Source organism: Mycobacterium attenuatum, from assembly GCF_900566085.1.
Lineage (GTDB): Bacteria > Actinomycetota > Actinomycetes > Mycobacteriales > Mycobacteriaceae > Mycobacterium > Mycobacterium attenuatum.
The window spans coordinates 50,539-69,014 of sequence record NZ_UPHT01000173.1; the positions used below are offsets into that span (position 1 = coordinate 50,539).

15 protein-coding genes, 1 tRNA gene and 1 pseudogene are annotated in these 18,476 nt (G+C 67.5%); 13 read left to right on the forward strand and 4 right to left on the reverse strand.

The annotated features are described in order from the left end of the window. Positions 1-50: 50 nt before the first annotated feature. Genes lipE through EET13_RS27900 form a run of 3 tightly spaced genes read left to right on the forward strand, consistent with a single transcriptional unit; the run spans position 51 to position 2,670 of the window. Entirely contained in the window at positions 51-1,286 is a 1,236-nt protein-coding gene (gene lipE, locus EET13_RS27890; RefSeq protein ID WP_122445298.1) for a lipase LipE, read from the forward strand. Between the two features lie 29 nt (positions 1,287-1,315). Next, complete coding sequence (locus EET13_RS27895) at positions 1,316-1,516, forward strand: hypothetical protein (protein WP_122445280.1); 201 nt, start codon at positions 1,316-1,318, stop codon at positions 1,514-1,516. Positions 1,517-1,563: 47 nt separating this feature from the next. Then, entirely contained in the window at positions 1,564-2,670 is a 1,107-nt protein-coding gene (locus EET13_RS27900) for an Rv2629 family ribosome hibernation factor (protein WP_122445299.1), read from the forward strand. Positions 2,671-2,710: 40 nt separating this feature from the next. Here EET13_RS27900 and EET13_RS27905 read toward each other — a convergent pair whose 3' ends face one another. Then, positions 2,711-4,603, reverse strand: a complete 1,893-nt coding sequence (locus tag EET13_RS27905; RefSeq protein WP_168991346.1) for a helix-turn-helix domain-containing protein — start codon at positions 4,601-4,603, stop codon at positions 2,711-2,713. Between the two features lie 82 nt (positions 4,604-4,685). Between EET13_RS27905 and EET13_RS27910 the strand changes: the two genes are divergently transcribed. Both EET13_RS27910 and EET13_RS27915 read left to right on the forward strand, forming a co-directional pair. Further along, entirely contained in the window at positions 4,686-5,951 is a 1,266-nt protein-coding gene (locus EET13_RS27910) for a CaiB/BaiF CoA transferase family protein (protein ID WP_122445282.1), read from the forward strand. Further along, the gene (locus EET13_RS27915) at positions 5,948-6,721 is read left to right on the forward strand and encodes an enoyl-CoA hydratase/isomerase family protein (protein ID WP_122445283.1); all 774 of its coding nucleotides are present in this window, start codon (positions 5,948-5,950) and stop codon (positions 6,719-6,721) included. The genes EET13_RS27910 and EET13_RS27915 overlap by 4 nt, the downstream gene beginning before the upstream one ends. Positions 6,722-6,805: 84 nt before the next feature. Here the strand turns inward: EET13_RS27915 and EET13_RS27920 are convergent. Next, positions 6,806-6,892 (reverse strand) — tRNA-Ser (locus EET13_RS27920). Positions 6,893-6,925: 33 nt separating this feature from the next. On the opposite strand from EET13_RS27920, the gene EET13_RS27925 reads away from it, so the two are divergent. After that, positions 6,926-7,897, forward strand: coding sequence for an NAD(P)H-quinone oxidoreductase (locus EET13_RS27925; RefSeq protein WP_211186554.1), 972 nt, complete (start codon positions 6,926-6,928; stop codon positions 7,895-7,897). A gap of 89 nt (positions 7,898-7,986) precedes the next feature. Here the strand turns inward: EET13_RS27925 and EET13_RS27930 are convergent, their stop codons facing one another. Then, positions 7,987-9,183, reverse strand: a complete 1,197-nt coding sequence (locus tag EET13_RS27930; RefSeq protein ID WP_122445285.1) for a cysteine desulfurase-like protein — start codon at positions 9,181-9,183, stop codon at positions 7,987-7,989. 119 nt (positions 9,184-9,302) lie between these two features. On the opposite strand from EET13_RS27930, the gene EET13_RS27935 reads away from it, so the two are divergent. From EET13_RS27935 to EET13_RS27965, 7 genes are all read left to right on the forward strand, one after another. Next, positions 9,303-11,282, forward strand: a complete 1,980-nt coding sequence (locus tag EET13_RS27935; RefSeq protein ID WP_122445286.1) for a DUF6541 family protein — start codon at positions 9,303-9,305, stop codon at positions 11,280-11,282. A 15-nt stretch (positions 11,283-11,297) separates the two neighbouring features. Then, entirely contained in the window at positions 11,298-11,825 is a 528-nt protein-coding gene (locus EET13_RS27940; protein ID WP_122445287.1) for a bacterial proteasome activator family protein, read from the forward strand. Positions 11,826-11,828: 3 nt separating this feature from the next. Next, positions 11,829-12,671 carry a galactan export ABC transporter ATP-binding subunit Wzt/RfbE gene (gene wzt, locus EET13_RS27945; RefSeq protein WP_122445288.1) on the forward strand — a complete coding sequence of 281 codons (843 nt, stop codon included), beginning with the start codon at positions 11,829-11,831 and terminating at the stop codon, positions 12,669-12,671. Then, the gene (glfT1, locus tag EET13_RS27950; protein WP_122445289.1) at positions 12,664-13,572 is read left to right on the forward strand and encodes a galactofuranosyltransferase GlfT1; all 909 of its coding nucleotides are present in this window, start codon (positions 12,664-12,666) and stop codon (positions 13,570-13,572) included. Before wzt ends, glfT1 begins: the two co-directional genes overlap by 8 nt. Next, a complete protein-coding gene (gene wzm, locus EET13_RS27955; protein WP_122445290.1) occupies positions 13,569-14,411 on the forward strand; it encodes a galactan export ABC transporter permease subunit Wzm/RfbD in 843 nt (280 codons plus the stop codon). Before glfT1 ends, wzm begins: the two co-directional genes overlap by 4 nt. A gap of 78 nt (positions 14,412-14,489) precedes the next feature. After that, entirely contained in the window at positions 14,490-16,541 is a 2,052-nt protein-coding gene (locus EET13_RS27960) for a spermine/spermidine synthase domain-containing protein (RefSeq protein WP_211189152.1), read from the forward strand. Positions 16,542-16,941: 400 nt separating this feature from the next. Further along, on the forward strand, positions 16,942-17,457 hold the full coding sequence (locus tag EET13_RS27965; RefSeq protein ID WP_122445292.1) for a hypothetical protein: 516 nt from the start codon (positions 16,942-16,944) through the stop codon (positions 17,455-17,457). A 92-nt stretch (positions 17,458-17,549) separates the two neighbouring features. On the opposite strand, the pseudogene EET13_RS30695 reads toward EET13_RS27965, so the two are convergent. After that, a pseudogene (locus EET13_RS30695) lies at positions 17,550-18,476 on the reverse strand (PE-PGRS family protein); the annotation flags it as partial.

Sequence of the window (18,476 nt, forward strand, 5' to 3'; positions counted from 1 at the left end):
CCTGGTACAGCGGCGAGATAACGCCCCGTACCCTCGCGAAGATGGCAGAGATGACCCCCGACGGCAAGGTCCGCGTCCCGGCCGACCTGGACGCCGTCACCGCGATCGCCGACGAAGACCACGCCGACATCGACAGCGCGGCCATCGAACGGATCTGGCAGGCCGCCCGGCACTGGTATCGGGCCGGAATGCATCCCGCTATCCAGGTGTGCCTACGGCACAACGGCCGCGTGGTGCTCAACCGGGCGATCGGCCACGGCTGGGGCAACGCGCCGATCGACCCGCCCGACGCGGACAAAGTCCCCGCCACCACCGACACACCGTTCTGCGCCTATTCGTCGGCCAAGGCCATCACCGCGACGGTGGTGCACATGCTCGCCGAGCGCGGCACCTTCTCCCTCGACGACCGCGTCTGCGAGTACCTGCCCACCTACACCAGCCACGGCAAGGACCGGACCACGATCCGCCATGTGCTGACCCACAGCGCCGGTGTGCCGTTTCCCACCGGCCCACGGCCCGACGTGACCAAAGCCGACGACCACGAATACGCCCTGCAGAAGCTCGGCGACTTGCGGCCGCTCTACCGGCCCGGGCTGGTCCACATGTACCACGCGCTGACCTGGGGTCCGCTGATGCGCGAGATCATCTGGCGAACCACCGGCAAGGAAATCCGCGACATCCTGGCCGCCGAAATTCTCGACCCGCTGGGCTTTCGGTGGACCAACTTCGGCGTCGCCAAGAAGGACCTCCCGCTGGTCGCCCCGAGCCATGCCACCGGGCGGCCGTTGCCCCCGGTGATTGCGGCGGCCTTCCGCAAGGCCATCGGCGGAACCGTGCACGAGATCATCCCCTACACCAACCAGCCGCTGTTTCTGAGCACCATCGTCCCGTCGTCCAACACCGTCTCCACCGCAAACGAGCTGTCACGCTTCATGGAGATCCTGCGCCGCGGCGGCGAACTCGACGGGGTTCGCATCATGCGGCCCGACACCGTACGCAACGCGGTCAGGGAATGCCGGCGCCTGCGGCCCGACGTCGCCACGGGTCTGATGCCGCTGCGCTGGGGCACCGGATACATGCTGGGTTCGACGCGGTTCGGCCCGTTCGGGCGCAACGCGCCGGCCGCTTTCGGCCATCTCGGCCTGGTCAACATCGCCGTCTGGGCCGATCCGCAGCGCCGCCTGGCCGCCGCCGTGATCAGCAGCGGCAAACCCGGCAAAGACCCCGAGGCAGGCCGATACGGCGCGCTGCTCAACACCATCACCGCCGAGATCCCGTCGGATTGACCTCACCGCACGGCGGGAACCCTGCCGGCATGTCTACCTACCGAGTGATCAACCCACACGGCGAAGTTGTGGCCACCAAGGACATCGGCAACGCTGACGACGCACATGCGTGGTTCGTCGATACGGAGTTCGCGGGGAAGGCCGACAAAGCCGAGCTTGGCTGGCGGATGGAAGTCGATATCGACGGTGACTGGCGATTCTTCGACCAGACCGACGGGGACCGGGCTTAGCGGGTTTGTCGGGTTTGCTCGCCGACCGGTCCGGCAACCCGAAAGGTATGCAATCCGACCGCTTTCGCCAATTGCTGGATACGCCAGGACCCTTCGCGTCGATCTATTTCGAGGACTCACACGACACGCACGACGCCACCGACCAGCTCGAGCTCAAATGGCGTGGGTTGCGTGAACAACTCGAGGAGCAGGGCGTGGCCGACTCTGTGACCGCCGATATTGAGCAGGCCGTGCTGGATCTGCGCCCACCGATCGGCCGAAGCGGGCGCGCGGTGATCGCCGGCGCGACGGGGGTGGTGGTCAACGAGCACTTGTTGCGCCCCACCGCAACGCCGCTGGTGCGAGTCTCCGAGCTGCCCTACATCGTGCCGATCGTGGAACACGGCTTCGACCCACCCAACTACGTGCTGGTCGAGGTCGACCACACCGGTGCCGACATCACCGTGCGCAGCGACGGCACCCTGCGCTCGGAAACCGTCGACGGGGGCGGCTATCCCGTCCATAAGGCCGCCGGCGCCGAAACGGCGGGATACGGCGATCCGCAGTTGCGCACCGACGAGGCCGCGCGCAAGAACGTGCGCGCCGTCGCCGACCGCGTCACCGAGCTGGTCGACGAAACGGGCGTCGAGGCGTTCTTCGTCGTCGGCGAGGTGCGGTCGCGCTCGGACCTGCTGGCGGCCCTGCCGGAGCGGGCGCTCGGCCGGGCGGTGCCGCTCAAAATCGGTGCCCGCCACAGCGGATACGACCTCGACGAGGTCCAGCGCGCCATCGAGTCCTGGTTCGTCCGGCGCCGACTCCGCGTCATCGACGAGGCGGCCGAACGCTTCGGCGCCGAAATCGGCCGGCAGTCCGGACGGGCCGCCGAGGGGCTGGGCGCCGTCTGTTCGGCATTGCGGCAGGGGGCGGTCGACACGCTGATCGTCGGCGACATCGGAGACGCCACCGTGGTCGCCGACGAGGGGCTGACCACCGTTGCCCCCAACGCGGACGTGCTTTCCGAGCAGGGGGCCGCACCGGCGCAAACGCTGCGAGCCGACGAGGCGCTACCGCTGCTGGCGATCTCGGTGGGCGCCTCGCTGGTGCGCACCGACGAACGGATGGCTCCGACCGACGGGGTTGCCGCGGTGCTTCGGTATGCGCCGACGCTGCACTGAACGGCGGTGCCCGGGATGTCCGGGATGTCCGGGTCTGGGTTCACCACATCGTTCGCAGCAGGCGCCGTAAGCGCAGCGCCAGGTGAAGTTCGGTTGCCGAGGCGGTGGTGTGCAGGTCGACGCCGAGCAGCGTTTCGATCCGTTGCAATCGCTGCTGGACGGTGTTGGTGTGGACATGGAGGTGTCGGGCCGCCGCCCGGATGCTGCGGTCGCGGTCCAGGTAGGCCTCGAGGGTCGGGATGAGACTCGTGTGACGATCGGTGTCGTGCTCTTCCAGTGCACCCACGCGGCGGTGCACGAAGTCGCTCAGCTGGGCTCGGTCGGGGTTGGCCAGCAGTAGTCCGACGAAGCCGAGGGTTTCGATGGTGGCCGGGCCGTGTCCGGTCAGCTTGTCCTGGGCCGTTGCGCAGTCCAGTGCTGTCGCGTAGTGGTGCTCAATGTCGCTCGGTCCGGTTGCGGGACCCGAGGCGCCAACCGCTACGAGCAGTCCGGCCTCGTGGAGGGCGGTGGCGACATCGGTTGCTGCGGCGTGTGGGTCGGCCAGCGGAAGGATGGCGACGAGGTGGCCGTCTATCTCGCCGGGAAGCCCGCCGACCCGGTGCGCATGTCCGCGAAACAGTGAGCGGGTCTGACGTCGGCGATCGGTCAGCGTGGACGTGACGAGGACGACGTTCGGCGTGCTGAGCTCCAGGCCCAGGCTCGCAGCCTGCCGCTCCACAGTTTCGAGCCGTCGACCGCGGACCAGGTCGGTGACCAGGTCGGCAGACGAGCGGAACTGGGCCTCGGAGATGGCATGCCTGGTGGCCAGAAGCAGGGCGGTCGCGGTCGCCGCGCGCTCCAATAGCAGGCGTTCCATCTCGAGGAGATCATCGCGTTCGACGACCAGCACCGCGAGCGCCTCACCGCCGGAATGGGCAGGAGCCGCCCACAGCGACGCCCCGCCCTCACCTGTGACATGCCCGGCCCGGCCGCCGGCAGCGATTCCGTCGAGGACGCCGCGACCTATTACGGGCCGCCACGACAGAGGCGCCGCGGCGAGGATCACACCCTGCGGGTCGAGGACGGCGGCCTTCGCTCCCAAGAGTTTGTTCATGGTCTCGGCGACCGCGTCGGTCCGAGTTCCGGGCAGCAGCAGGGCCAGCAGCCGGTCATGAGCCTGGGCACCCCATTCGAGCTGAGAGTTCGCCCGTCTGAAATTTTCGTTCGCTTCCTCGAGCGCGATGCGGGACCGGCGTGCCTCCTCGTGACGGCGGGCCGCAGCGACGGCCACGGCTGCCAGCGAAGCCAGCGATGTCAGCAGGTCGACTTGCTCGTCGGTGACGGTGACGGGCCGCCGCCAGCTGACCATGAGCACTCCGAGCGGCTCCCGGTTGTCGAGCATCGGCGCTCCGGCCATCGTGACGAGACGGTCTGCGCGAACTGAGGCGTCGCCAGACGGATCGTGGTCGATGGCAGGGTCGCTCAGATAATCCTTCGTGACATAGGGGCTCCGAAGACGCAGCACTAGTCCGGTGAACCCCGCTCCGGCGGGCGTGTGCTGAAGACGGAACGTCTCCGTGCGGGCGCCGGTGGTCGCACGGATGGTCGAGAACTGCTCGTCGCGATCCACGAGGTTGAGGTGGGCAACCTGGCTGCCGATCAGATCACGAGTCGCCTCGACGATGACGCCCAGCAATTCCTCCAGGGCAGCGGTGCCGAGCAGCCGCTGCGCCGTCTGCAACAGTCGGTACAGCTCGGTCTCCCGGCGCAAATAACCGGCGTAGTCGGACCTGATGCCCTCGATCGGTGCCTGCAACGAGGAGAGGTCCGCCTGTTCACCTGTCTGGGCCAAGCTGTCGGCCAGTCGTGCGATAGCCCGCGTGGAATCGCTCGCCGCGGCTCCGGCCCGGCAGGAATGCAGAAGTGCAGCAATGTCCGCCACGATCCTGGACATGGGTTCAAACCTATCAAGATCCATTGAATAATAGTTTGGCAACTATATTGCCGGCATCATGGCCGCCGTAAGTTTGTGCGTCATGACGCATGACAGTTCGCATGGCCAACCTCTTTCGGCAACCGGTCCCGCCAAGCGCCTTCCGCTCGAGGGCATCCGCGTCCTGGACCTCACCCGGGCGCTGTCGGGCCCGTTCTGCACCACGCTCCTCGGCGACCTCGGCGCCGACATCATCAAGGTCGAGCCAACCGGCGGCGACATGATCCGCCATTGGGGGCCGCACGATCGGGGCACCAGCCTTTACCACGTCTCGGTCAACCGCAACAAGCGCTCTATCTCCCTCGATCTCCGTTCCGACGACGGCAGGGCCGTGCTGCTCCGGCTGGCCAAGCAGGTCGACGTGATCGTGGAGAACTTCCGTCCCGGGATCTTGGCGGACATCGGCCTCGACGCCGACTGGCTCGACCAGCACGCACCGGACGTCATCGTCGCCAGTGTCACCGGGTTCGGGAACCGCGGACCGCTGCACGGCGAACCCTGCTTCGACCAGATCATCCAGGGCATGGGCGGCCTGATGTCGCTTACCGGCGAACCGTCGCGCATCGGGGTGCGGGTGGGCCTGCCGATCGTCGACCTGCTCACCGGGATGTTCGCCGCCGTCGGCGTTGCGGCGACGCTCGCCGGGCGTGCCCGGGGTGTCACGACCCGCACCGTCGGCACCTCCATGCTCGAGAGCGCCTTGGCAGTCCTCACCTTCCAGGCGCAGAACTACCTGTCCAACGGCACCGTGCCCGAACGCGTCGGCAATTCCCATCCGGTTCTGGCGCCGTGCGGCGTGTTCCAGACAGCCGACCACGCGATCAACATCGCCGCAGGCACCCAGGCCCATTTCGAGCGGCTCTGCCGACTGGTCGGCCGCGAGGACGTTATCAGCGATCCGCGCTTCTGCGACAGCCCGAGCCGGCTGCGCCATCGCGAGGAACTCGACGCCGTCATCGCCGGGGCTCTGGCCAGGGCGGACTCGAGCCACTGGGTCCGGCTGCTGCGTGAAGCCGACATCCCGGCCGGGCCGGTCCACGACATGGCGGGCGTCTTTGCCGACCCGCAGGTGCGCGCGGTCGACGTCGTCGACAGCGTCGACCACCCCAGCCTCGGCACCGTGCACCTCGTCCGTGGCCCCCTGCACATCGACGACCAGCCGTGCTCCGTGCGGATGGCGCCTCCCCTGCTCGGCGAACACAGCCGAGAGATCCTGCGCGAATTCGGAGTGTCCGAGAGCGAGATCGCCGGTCTGGTCGCCGACGGTGTGCTGCTCGCGCACAGCGAGATGGTCGAGGTCACCCGATGAGTGAGGTCCTGTGGAAGATCGACGGTCCGCTCGCCACGGTAACCATCTCGCGCCCGAATAAGCGCAACGCCCTGACCTCAGCGATGTGGACCGCGATCGCTGAAGTGGTCCCGGAGCTCGCCGAGACCGACGGGGTCCGGCTGATCGCGCTGCGGGGGGCCGGCGGCTACTTCTCCGCGGGGGCCGACCTCGCCGACGTGCTGGCCGCCACCACTGATCTCGACGCCGCGACCGCGTACTGCCGGATCGTCGTCGGGGCATTGGCCGCCGTCGCCACCTGCCGGATCCCGACGATCGCCGCCGTCGACGGCCTCGCGGCGGGCGGCGGCGTCGAGCTGGCTCTGGCGGCGGACAACCGGATCGCGACAGCGCGGAGCACGTTCCAGCTGCCGTTCGGCGCGCTGGGGGTTGTCCCCGACGGCATCACACTGCGCAGGCTGACCACTATCGTCGGCGACGCGACCGCCCAATGGATGATGCTGACCGGCCGCCCGATGGACGCGGCGAACGCGCTGCGTACCGGGCTGATCGACGACCTGGTCACCAACGTGCCGCTCGACGCCGTGGGTCGCATCGCCGAATCCGTGGCCAACCACTGCTTCCCAGCTCTGCTGCGCACGCGGGAACTGGTCAAACCCGCCCTCGGCGCCGCGCAGATCGAGCGCGACGCCGAGGAGATGGCGCGCTCATTCGTGTCCGGACACGTCCGGGAAGCCGTTGCCCGCTTCACCGAGGAACGTTCCCGCTCCGTCGAATCCGCCGCGAGCTAGGAACCGCCATTCAGTCCCCCCGGCCGAACGACCCTGAGCTCCTGGCGCCAAACTCGCAACCGCCCCAACGGCGGTGGCGGAGGGCGGTGGCGGAGGGATTTGAACCCCCGGACGGTTTTAGCCGTCTCTCGCTTTCAAGGCGAGTGCATTAGGCCGCTCTGCCACGCCACCGCTGCTTAGGGTAGCGGTTGTAGCGTGACCCTCATGCGTGCCATCGTCGCCGAATCGGCGGAGCAACTGGTTTGGCGGGAAGTCCCCGATGTCTCGGCGGGCGCGGGCGAAGTGCTGGTCAAGGTCGCCGCGGCCGGTGTCAACCGTGCCGACGTGCTGCAGGCCGCCGGAAAATACCCGCCGCCGGCCGGAGCCAGCGAGACCATCGGGATGGAGGTCAGCGGCACGGTGGCCTCGGTGGGTGCCGATGTGACGGATTGGTCTGCGGGACAAGAGGTTTGCGCGTTGCTGGCCGGCGGCGGCTACGCCGAATACGTCGCCATCCCGGCCGGCCAGGTGATGCCGCTGCCCCCGACCGTCGGCCTCGTCGACGCCGCGGCACTGCCCGAAGTCGCCTGCACGGTGTGGTCGAACCTGGCGATGACCGCCCACCTGAGCCCGGGTCAGCTGCTGCTGATCCACGGCGGCGCCAGCGGCATCGGCACCCACGCGATCCAGGTCGCTCGCGCGTTAGGTGCCCGGGTGGCGGTCACCGCCGGGACGCCGGAAAAGCTGGAACTCTGCCGCGGTCTCGGGGCGCAGATCACCATCAACTATCACGACGAGGACTTCGTCGCGCGCCTCAAAGAGGAGACCGACGGGGCCGACGTGATCCTCGACATCATGGGCGCGGCCTACCTGGACCGCAACATCGACGCCCTGGCAACCGACGGGCAGCTCGTCGTCATCGGCATGCAGGGCGGCGTCAAGGCGGAGCTCAACCTGGGCAAGTTGCTCACCAAGCGGGCCCGGATCATCGGCACCACGCTGCGGGCCCGGCCGGTGACCGGTCCGAACGGCAAGAGCGCCATCGCGTCGGCGGTGACGGCCTCGGTATGGCCGATGATCGCCAACGACCGGGTTCGGCCGGTCATCGGTACCCGGCTGCCGATCCAACAGGCGGCGCAGGCGCATCAGCTGATGCTGTCGGGCAAGACGTACGGCAAGATCCTGCTGACCATCTGACCCGCGACGCAACGCCACGGGCCTATCGGCGCTTGAGTCCAAAGCCGAAATTTCGCCCGGGCGTTACGGTCGCTAGCGGTTGGCTCAACTCAGCCCAGCGAAGCCAACGCACGCACCAGCTGGTCGACTTCGGCCATCGTCGAATAGTGGGCCAGCCCGACGGTCACCGCGCCGCCCACATCATTGGCGCCGAGCACGTCGAGCACCCGGGAATTGGCATTGGCGATCGCCAGAATTCCGTTGTCGGCCAAGCGCTGTACCACCCGATCGGCCGGCACGTCGTGAAATGCGAAGCTCAGCACCGGTATCCGCGCTTCCGGGCGGCCGATCAGGATCACCAGAGGCAGCGACCGCAACGACACCATCAGGTAGTCAAAGATCCGGTTCAGGTACGCCGACGCCGAATGCATGGACACCGAAAGGCGTTCACGTCGGCTTCCGCGGGCCGACTCGTCTAGCGAGGCGAGGTATTCGATGCTGGCGACCACCCCGGCCAACAAACCGAATTGGTGCCCGCCGATCTCCAGCCGAGCCGGCCCGGTGGCATAGGGGTTCGTCGACACCGAGGCGAAGGTGTTCATCAGCGCCGGCTCACGGAAAACCATCGCGCCCACCGGCGGCCCGCCCCAGCCGACGGCGTTCACCGCCACCACGTCCGCCTCGGTTTCCTTGATGTCGATCAGCCGGTACGGAGCGGCAGCGGAGTGGTCGACCACCACCAGACCGCCGACGTCGTGCACCAGCTTGGTCATCGCCCGCAGGTCGGTGACCGCGCCCAGGGTCCCCGATGCCGAGGTAACGGCGACCAGCCGAGTGGACTTGCTGATCAGGCTCTCCCACTGCCACGTCGGGAGCTCGCCGGTCTCGATGTCGACCTCGGCCCACTTGACCTTGGCACCGTAGCGGTGTGCCGCGCGCAGCCATGGCGCGATGTTGGCCTCGTCGTCCAGGCGGCTGACGATCACCTCGTAACCCAGGCCCGCCCGCGACGACGACGCCTCCGCCAGCGACCACAGCAGCACCGCGCGATCGGCGCCCAGCACCACGCCGCTCGGGTCACCGTTGACCAGATCGGCCACCGCCGCACGCGCCGCATCCAGCACCGCGGCGCTGCGCCTCGCCGAAGGGTGCGCCCCCGCGGTACTGGCGGCGGATCTGCGGAACGCCGTCGAGACGGTGGTCGCGACGGAATCGGGGATCAGCATGCCGGCCGGCGCATCGAAGTGCACCCATCCGTCACCCAGCGACGGGTGCAGTCCGCGCACCCGGGCGACGTCATATGGCATGCCAGCCACCCTAGTGATCTCGCTATATCTGCAAATTGGTGCCGGTAGCGGGTGTCCCATCGACGTTGCAGCCGGTTCGGCTTCGCGGGCCAGGACACCCGGCCAGCCATACTAGTCCAGTGAGCTTGTGGTTCGGAACGCTGATCGCATTGATCTTGCTGATCGCGCCCGGGGCAATCGTCGCACGCATCGCTCAGCTGACCTGGCCCACCGCCATTGCGGTGGGCCCGCCGCTGACGTACGGCGTCATCGCCGTGGCGATCCTGCCCTATGGCGCGCTGGGCATCCCGTGGAACGGCTGGACTGCGCTGGTGGCCCTGGCCGTCGTGGCCGCGGTGGCGGTCGGCCTTCAGCTGTTGTTGGGCCGCTTTCGGGACCGCGACGCCGAGGAGCGGTCGGTCGGTCGCGGTCCGGCGCTGACCGTCGCGGCCGGGGTGCTGCTGGGAGCGCTGTTCATCGCCTGGGCGGCCTATCGAGGTATCCCACACTGGCAGTCGATTCCCAGCACCTGGGACGCGGTGTGGCATGCCAACACGGTGCGCTTCATCCTCGATACCGGTCAGGCATCGCCCAACCACATGGGCGAGCTGCGCAACGTCGAAACCCATGCACTGCTGTACTACCCGTCGGTGTTCCACGCGCTGGCCGCGGTGTTCTGCCAGCTGACCGGGGCCGCGGCCACCACCGGTTACACGCTGAATTCGCTGGCCGCGGCGGTCTGGCTGTTTCCGGTGAGCGCGGCGGTGCTGACCTGGCGAGCGGTACGCACCCGCACCACGCAGTGGCGCACCGCGGGCGCGGCGGCCACGGCGGCGGCGTTGTCGGCGTCGTTCACCGCCGTGCCCTATGTCGAGTTCGACACCGCCGCGATGCCCAACCTGGCGGCCTACGGGGTCGCGGTGCCCACCATGGCGCTGATCACCTCGACGTTACGGCACCGCGACCGCATCCCGGTGGCAGTGCTGGCGTTCGTCGGTGTGCTGTCGGTGCACATCAGCGGCGGCCTCGTCGTCGTGCTGTTGGTTTCGGCCTGGTGGCTTTTCGACGCCTTGTGGCATCCGGTCCGCGGCCGGCTGGCCGACCTGCTGACGCTGGCCGGCGTGGCGGTGATCACCGGGCTGATCATGCTGCCGCAGTTCCTCAGCGTCCAGCAGCAGGAAGACATCATCGCCGGGCACTCGTTTCTCACCTACCTGAGCAAGCGGCGCGGTGTATTCGATGCCGTTTTCCAGCACTCCCGCCACCTCAACGACTTCCCGGTGCAGTACGCGCTGATCCTGCTGGCCGCCGTCGGCGGTTTCATTCTGCTGGTCAAGAAGATCTGGTGGCCGCTGGCGGTGTGGTTGCTGCTGATCGTGATGAACGTCAATGCCGGCACCCCCCTGGGCGGCCCGATTGAGGTCGTGGCCGGCGGGCTCGGCGAATTCTTCTACAACGACCCGCGCCGGATCGCGGCAGCCACCACGCTGCTGTTGATGCTGATGGCCGGCGTCGCCCTGTTCACCATCGTCATGCTGGCCGTGGCCGGGGCCAAACGATTGACCCAGCGCTTCAAGCGTTTCGAGACCCTGCCGCAGCCATTCTGGACCTGGGTCACCGCCGCGCTGCTGATCGGAATCTGCCTGGCCAGCACCTGGCATTACTTTCCGCGGCACCGCTTCCTGTTCGGCGACAAGTACGACTCGGTGATGATTGACCAACGCGACCTCGACGCCATGGCCTACCTGGCGGCGTTGCCCGGCGCGCGCGACACCCTGATCGGCAACGCCAACACCGACGGCACGGCCTGGATGTATGCCGTGGCCGACCTGCACCCGCTGTGGACCCACTACGACTACCCCGTGCAACAGGGCCCCGGCTACCACCGGTTCATCTTCTGGGCCTACGCCCGCAATGGCGATGCCGATCGGCGGGTACTGGAGTCGATCAAGGCGCTCAACATCCGCTACATCCTGACCAGCAGCCCGACGGTCAGGGGGTTCGCCGTTCCCGACGGGCTAGTCTCTCTGGAGAAATCGCCGTCGTGGAAGAAGATTTACGACAACGGCGGGGCGCGGATTTACGAGTGGCGCGGGCAGAGCGCGACGCCACACTCCTAGTCGACACGTAAGAGGATGGTGACTGGATTGACTACCGGCAACGACGACCAAGATGTCGAGGGCGTCGAGATCATCGGTGGCGAACCGCGGTTCATGGCGATAACCGACGACGACTCCGACGAGCGGTCACTGACCGACCTCGTCGAACAGCCCGCCAAGGTGATGCGAATCGGCACGATGATCAAGCAACTGCTCGAGGAGGTCCGTGCCGCGCCCCTGGACGAGGCCAGCCGCAACCGATTGCGCGACATCCACGCCACCAGCATCCGCGAGCTCGAAGACGGCCTCGCACCGGAACTGCGCGACGAACTCGACCGGCTGACCCTGCCGTTCAACGAGGACGCCGCACCTTCGGACGCCGAGTTGCGCATCGCACAGGCGCAACTGGTCGGCTGGCTGGAAGGTCTGTTCCACGGCATCCAGACCGCGCTGTTCGCCCAGCAGATGGCCGCCCGCGCGCAGCTGGAACAGATGCGCCAGGGCGCGCTGCCTCCGGGCGTCGGCAAGCCGGGCCACGGGCACGGCACCGGACAGTACCTGTAGACCGTGTCCACGGGTCCGCACATCGAGACGCGCGACGCGTGGGTGGAGTTTCCCATCTTCGACGCCAAATCGCGCTCCCTGAAGAAGGCATTCCTCGGTAAGGCCGGCGGCGCGATCGGCCGCAACAGCTCCAACGTCGTCGTCATCGAGGCGTTGCGGGACATCACGATGTCGCTCGAACTCGGCGACCGGGTGGGCTTGGTCGGCCACAACGGAGCCGGGAAATCGACTCTGCTGCGCCTGCTTTCCGGCATCTACGAACCGACACGCGGCTGGGCCAAGGTCACCGGCCGGGTGGCGCCGGTCTTCGATCTGGGCATCGGCATGGACCCCGAGATCTCCGGCTACGAAAACATCATCATCCGCGGCCTGTTCCTGGGACAGACCCGAAAGCAGATGCAGGCCAAGGTGGACGAGATCGCCGAGTTCACCGAGTTGGGCGAATACCTGTCAATGCCGCTGCGCACCTATTCGACCGGAATGCGGGTGCGGTTGGCGATGGGCGTGGTGACCAGCATCGACCCGGAAATACTGCTGCTGGACGAAGGTATCGGCGCGGTGGACGCCGATTTTTTGAAGAAGGCCCAGTCGCGGTTGCAGAGCCTGGTCGACCGCTCCGGAATCCTGGTTTTTGCAAGCCATTCCAACGAATTTCTGGCCCGGCTGTGCAAGTCCGCGATGTGGATCGACCACGGCGTCATCAAGCTCACTGGCGGCATCGAAGAGGTGGTGCGCGCCTACGAGGGCGAGGACGCGGCCCGGCACGTACACGACGTGCTGGCCGAGACGACGAACACCGTTGTGGCGCAACAGCCGCTGGCACAACAAGCGTCCGGGGATGAGTGAGTTCGTCGTTGCCGTCGTGGTCACCCACCGGCGCCTCGACGAACTCGCAACGTCACTGAATGTGCTGAGCACCCAGACCCGGGCACCGGATCACCTGATCGTCGTCGATAACGACGCCGACGGCCGGGTCCGGGATTTGGTTGCGGCCCAACCGATCCCCACCACCTACTTCGGTTCGCGCCGAAACCTCGGCGGCGCAGGCGGTTTCGCGCTCGGGATGCTGCACGCACTGTCGCTGGGCGCCGATTGGGTGTGGCTGGCCGACGACGACGGGCACGCTCAGGACAGCGGGGTGCTGGCGACGCTGCTGGCGTGCGCCGAAAAATACGGCTTGGCCGAGGTGTCGCCGATGGTCTGCAACGCTGATGACCCGCAGCGGCTGGCGTTTCCGTTGCGGCGCGGTCTGGTATGGCGCAGGCGCACAAGCGAATTGCGCACCGAAGAGGGGCAGGAACTGCTGCCCGGGATCGCGTCGCTGTTCAACGGGGCACTGTTTCGGGCCGCCACGTGCGAGGCGATCGGCGTGCCGGACCTGCGGCTGTTCATCCGCGGCGACGAAGTGGAGATGCACCGTCGCCTGGCTCGGTCCGGCCTGCCGTTCGGCACCTGCCTGAACGCGGCATACCTGCACCCGTGCGGGTCCCAGGAGTTCAAGCCGATCCTGGGTGGCCGCATGCACACCCAATACCCCGACGATCCGGGCAAGCGGTTCTTCACCTACCGCAATCGTGGCTACGTGTTGTCGCAGCCAGGTCTGCGTAAACTCCTGCCCCAGGAGTGGCTGCGGTTCGGCTGGTTCTTCTTGGTGACCCGCCGCGACCCAGGCGGTCTGCTGGAGTGGATTCGGTTGCGGCGCTTGGGCCGTCGCGAGAGGTTCGGGCGGCCGGGAGGTTCGACATGACGTTCATCGACGCTCAGGCCAGTTTCAAAGCACAGTCGCGGACCCTGGCCCGGGCTCGGGCCGATCTGGTCGACGGGTTCCGCCGTCATGAGCTGTGGCTGCATCTGGGCTGGCAGGACATCAAGCAGCGGTATCGCCGCTCGGTACTGGGGCCGTTTTGGATCACCATCGCCACCGGGACTACCGCCGTGGCGATGGGCGGGCTGTATTCCCAGCTGTTTCACCTCGAACTCTCGGTGCATTTGCCCTATGTCACGCTCGGGCTGATCGTCTGGAACCTGATCAACGCCGCCATCCTGGACGGCGCCGACGTATTCGTCTCCAACGAGGGGCTGATCAAGCAACTGCCGACGCCGTTGAGCGTGCACGTGTACCGGCTGGTGTGGCGACAGATGATCTTGTTCGCGCACAACATCGTGATCTATCTGGTGGTCGCGGTCATCTTTCCCAAGCCGTGGTCGTGGGCGGATCTGTCGGTGGTTCCCGCGCTGGGGCTGATCGTGCTCAATTGCGTATGGGTGTCACTGTGTTTCGGCATCCTGGCGACCCGCTACCGCGATATCGGCCCACTGCTGATCTCGGTGGTGCAGCTGCTGTTCTTCATGACGCCGATCATCTGGAACGACGACACGCTGCGTCGGCAAGGTGCCGGACGGTGGTCGCACATCGTCGAACTCAACCCGTTGTTGCATTACCTCGACATTGTGCGGGCGCCGCTGCTGGGTGCGCACCAGGAGCTGCGGCATTGGGCGGTGGTGCTGATCCTGACCGCAGTCGGGTGGGTACTGGCAGCGATTGCCATGCGCCAGTATCGCGCCCGGGTGCCGTACTGGGTGTAGCTCCCGGACGGGTGAACGGTTGGCCGCCTGCTCGTCGTCGCGGCACCGCAGCCACGGTTGTCGTGTCATGATGCGGCGGTGAGTTCCTGGCTGCGGGTCCGGACCTCGACCCAGCCCGTGCAACCGACGCGCGGCGCCCGCGCCGTCATCGGACGATTGGTGCTGGGCAGCTCGGCGATCCTGTTCATCGAGCTCGTGCTGATCCGCTGGCTGGGATCGAACGTGCTGCACCTGTCCTACTTCACCAACTTCGTGTTGCTCGGCTCGTTTCTGGGAATTGGCATGGGCTTCTTGATCTCTCGGAAGTCCTGGTCGATCCTGCCGCTGTCCAGCGCGCTGCTGATGCTGCTGGTGCTCGCCGTACACCTGTTTCCGATCAGAGTGAACCGCAGCGGCGGCGACGTCATTTACTTCACGTCGCTTCGTCCCAGCGGCCTGCCGCCCTGGATCGTGCTGCCGGCGGTCTTCGTCGTCGTGGCGGCGCTGCTGGCCGGACCGGGCGAGGCGGTCGGCCGCTGCTTCGGGCAACTCGATGCGCTCACCTGCTACCGCTGGGACTTGATCGGCTCGCTGCTCGGCATCGGCCTGTTCACGCTGCTGTCATTCGTGCGGGCGCCGTCGGTGGTGTGGGGGACGATCGCCGCCGTCATGCTGGTGGTGCTGAACCGGCGCGGATTCAAAGTGGTTACCGCGATCTCGGGTGCCGGGCTGATCCTGGTCCTGCTGGCGGAGTCGATCACGCCCGGCGTCTCCTGGTCGCCGTACTACAAGGTGCAGACCTGGGAACACCGGTCATGGGACGGCGCGGCGCTGGTGGCGATCTCGGTCAACGGCATCCCGCACCAGGTGATGGCGCCCGCGGACTGGATTCTCATCCAGTCCGCTCCGACATACCAGCAGTACCGCCTGCCCTATGAGCGGACGACCACGCTGCGCCTGGATAGCGTGCTCGTCGTCGGGGCGGGGTCGGGGTCCGATGTCGCCATTGCATTGTCCAAGGGGGCCAAGCACGTCGACGCGGTGGACATCGACCCGCGGCTCGTGCAGATCGGCGTCAGGCGCAACCCCGACAACGCCTACTCGGACCCGCGCGTCAGCGTGCATATCAACGACGGCCGGGCCTTCCTGCAATCGACCGAGGCCACCTACGACCTGATCCTGTTCGCGCTGCCGGACTCGCTGGCTCTGGTCAACGGCGCCTCGCAGATTCGCCTGGAATCGTTCCTGTTCACCGATCGCGCGCTACGGACGGTCTACGAGCACCTCAAGCCGAGCGGTGTCTTCGCGATGTACAACGCCTATCGCCAGCCCTGGCTCATCGACCGGCTGGCCGAGACGGCGGCCGCTGCGTTCGGACATCGGCCATGCGTCGACCAGACGGCCAGTCACCGTGCGGTGATCACCGTCGCGGTCGATGCGGCCAATCAGAAGTGCGCTGTGCCGTACGCACCGCCTAGCGAGGTCGTCGCACCCGCCACCGACGACCGCCCGTTCCTCTACTACAAGGGCGGCGCGATCCCGGCCATGTATCTGTGGGCACTGGCCGGAATCATGCTGATCACGCTGCTCGCGATCCGGCTGCTGGGCGGGTCGTTTCGATCGATGCGGCCCTACTTCGACCTCTTCTTCATGGGAGCCGCGTTCCTGCTGCTGGAGACCAAGAACATCGCTACCTTCGCGCTGTTGTTCGGCACCACCTGGCTGGTGAACGCGCTGGTCTTCGCCTGCGTGCTGGTGATCGTCCTGGCGGCCGTCGAGACCACCCGGAAATTCCGAACGCCACCGCTTCCCGTGGTGTGGTGGACCATCGTCGCGTCCCTGGCGATGGCGTACGTGATCGACCCGGCCTGGTTGCTGAGTTGGCCGTTCTGGCCACGACTGCTGGTGGCCTGCGTGATCGGGTTCCTGCCGATTTACCTGGCCAACATCGCCTTTGCCAAACGCTTCGCCGCCACCGAGCACGCACGGTCGGCGTTCGCCATCAACCTGCTGGGTTCCATTCTCGGGGGCTGCCTCGAATATGGCGCCCTGGTCACCGGCTACCGCAATCTGCTGATCGTCGTCGGAATGCTCTACCTGCTGGCGTTCGTGCTGACCCCGAAATACGATGGGGCGCTGGTCAGCGTCTGATCGCCGCCCGCCACGCCGCATCTGCGAAGGGCACGGGGTCGTTCTCGGCGCACGGGCGGTGCGGGTCGCTGAAATCCGTTGCGCCAGCAGCGGTAGCGGCACGGTCCCCCGCGCGTTCCCGACCAGGCACCGCACAACCCGGCGGTCAACCGACTCCGCACCGGCCCGCCGTCGGCTCGAGGGCCGACGCAACAATCCCGGTTTCCAGCGTTTCCGGATGCAACTCCCCGCCGGCATCTCACTTGGACACGAGCATCGGATTCGAGCTGGAGATCGACATGTGGGCCGGGATCGACCGCTACCTCAAGTGGGCGAAGCAGCAGCCGCAATACGCTGACGAGCAGGACGATTCGCCGGCGCGTCGATGTAGACGGCGTTGCCCGACCACAGGAGTTCGGTGATGGTGAAAGTTCTTGCCGCGGTGTTGCTCGCGGGTGTTGTGTGCCTCGGCTGCACGACGGCGTCCGCGACTCCGACGCTCGACTCGTTCCTAGCCGATCTGCCGTCGGACCTCGCCGCCGCCGAATCAACCGACCAGGTGCGCGCCGTCGTTGCGACGGCACCTGCCGAGGTGTCATCGACCGACACCGGCGGGGTCCTGCAACTGCAGTTTCCGCCTCGGGAGGTGTCCTGGTTCGTGACGACGTGGCGCCTGGTGCGTCCATATGCCGTCGCGGCAGATCCGCATCAGCTCAGCTGGCGCGTGGTGCTCTATCAGCAGCAAGTATCGGATCCGAACGGCTCGCGCATTGCGACGGTCCCGATCAGGTTCGGCACGTGGACGATCACCCTACGCCTGGAAGGGCGACCAGCCGGCGACATGCCGGATGTCGTGTCCGGCGCGTCTGCTGCCTACGACCTCACCCGCTATGCGGCCCGGGTGGTCGGGCTCGAGATCGCCGGACCCGGTTCCTGACCGTTATGAATCCGAATCGACGGTGACGGTGCACGGCGTGGCCGGGCGGGTAGCCGAGCGGCAATTGCCAAAGACCCCCGCCCGACGACTCGCTACGTCGTCCCGGTCTTGCCGGTGGAGCCGGTCTTGCCGGTTGCTCCGCCAGGTCCGCCTTGGCCGCCGCTTCCGCCTTTCCCGCCGGTGGCATTGCTGGATTGCTTTGCGTACGCGCTGCCGCCGTTTCCGCCGTTTCCGCCCGCGGCACCGGCTGTTTGGCTGTCGCCGCCGTTACCGCCGGAGCCGCCGCCGGCAGTTCCGCCCTTGGTGTAGGAGTATGCGTCACCGCCGGCACCGCCGTTCCCGCCGTAGCCTCCGGTGCCGCCGGCACCGCCGGTTCCGCCGGTGGCGGCGCCCGTAGAGTAGCTCGACCCGGTGCCGCCGGAGCCGCCGGAGCCGGCATAAACGGTCCCGGCGCCGCCGGTGCCGCCGGCACCGGCGTAGGCGTTATTTTGGTTACCTGCCTGGATGGTGGCGTTGCCGCCGCTACCGCCTTGGCTGTGGCCGGGAGTCGCGTTGTAGCCGGTGCCGCCGTTACCGCCGGCTCCGGCGACAGCGTTGTTCGCATTATTAGCGTTATTGATGGTCGCGTCGCCGCCGGTGCCGCCGTTGCCGCCAGTGCCCGTGCTGCCAGTACCGTTGCCGCCCCTGCCGCCGTTACCGGCGGTGGATTGTCCGGTTCCGATGGTGGAGGCGCTACCGCCGTTGCCGCCGTTACCGCCGGCGGAAACACCGTTACCGCCCGACCCGCCCCGGCCCGCAATGGCGTTACCGCCCGAGGCGCTGTTGCCGATGGTCGCATCACCACCGTTGCCGCCGGCACCGCCGAACCCGCCGGAGCTGGCGGTACCGTTGACCCCGACGGCCCCGGTGGCATTGCCGGTGCCGTAGTTGTAGGCCGAACCGCCGTTGCCGCCGGCCCCGCCGTTAAAGCCCACACCACCAGCCCCCGCGGTCCCGCCGGTGGCATTGCCGGCTCCGTA

Coding starts and splice junctions, on each gene's coding strand:
- lipE (WP_122445298.1), top strand. CDS start 51: ATGACCCCCGACGGCAAGGTCCGCGTCCCGGCCGACCTGGACGCCGTC.
- EET13_RS27895 (WP_122445280.1), top strand. CDS start 1,316: ATGTCTACCTACCGAGTGATCAACCCACACGGCGAAGTTGTGGCCACC.
- EET13_RS27900 (WP_122445299.1), top strand. CDS start 1,564: ATGCAATCCGACCGCTTTCGCCAATTGCTGGATACGCCAGGACCCTTC.
- EET13_RS27905 (WP_168991346.1), bottom strand. CDS start 4,603: ATGTCCAGGATCGTGGCGGACATTGCTGCACTTCTGCATTCCTGCCGG.
- EET13_RS27910 (WP_122445282.1), top strand. CDS start 4,686: ATGACGCATGACAGTTCGCATGGCCAACCTCTTTCGGCAACCGGTCCC.
- EET13_RS27915 (WP_122445283.1), top strand. CDS start 5,948: ATGAGTGAGGTCCTGTGGAAGATCGACGGTCCGCTCGCCACGGTAACC.
- EET13_RS27925 (WP_211186554.1), top strand. CDS start 6,926: ATGCGTGCCATCGTCGCCGAATCGGCGGAGCAACTGGTTTGGCGGGAA.
- EET13_RS27930 (WP_122445285.1), bottom strand. CDS start 9,183: ATGCCATATGACGTCGCCCGGGTGCGCGGACTGCACCCGTCGCTGGGT.
- EET13_RS27940 (WP_122445287.1), top strand. CDS start 11,298: ATGGTGACTGGATTGACTACCGGCAACGACGACCAAGATGTCGAGGGC.
- glfT1 (WP_122445289.1), top strand. CDS start 12,664: ATGAGTGAGTTCGTCGTTGCCGTCGTGGTCACCCACCGGCGCCTCGAC.
- wzm (WP_122445290.1), top strand. CDS start 13,569: ATGACGTTCATCGACGCTCAGGCCAGTTTCAAAGCACAGTCGCGGACC.
- EET13_RS27965 (WP_122445292.1), top strand. CDS start 16,942: ATGGTGAAAGTTCTTGCCGCGGTGTTGCTCGCGGGTGTTGTGTGCCTC.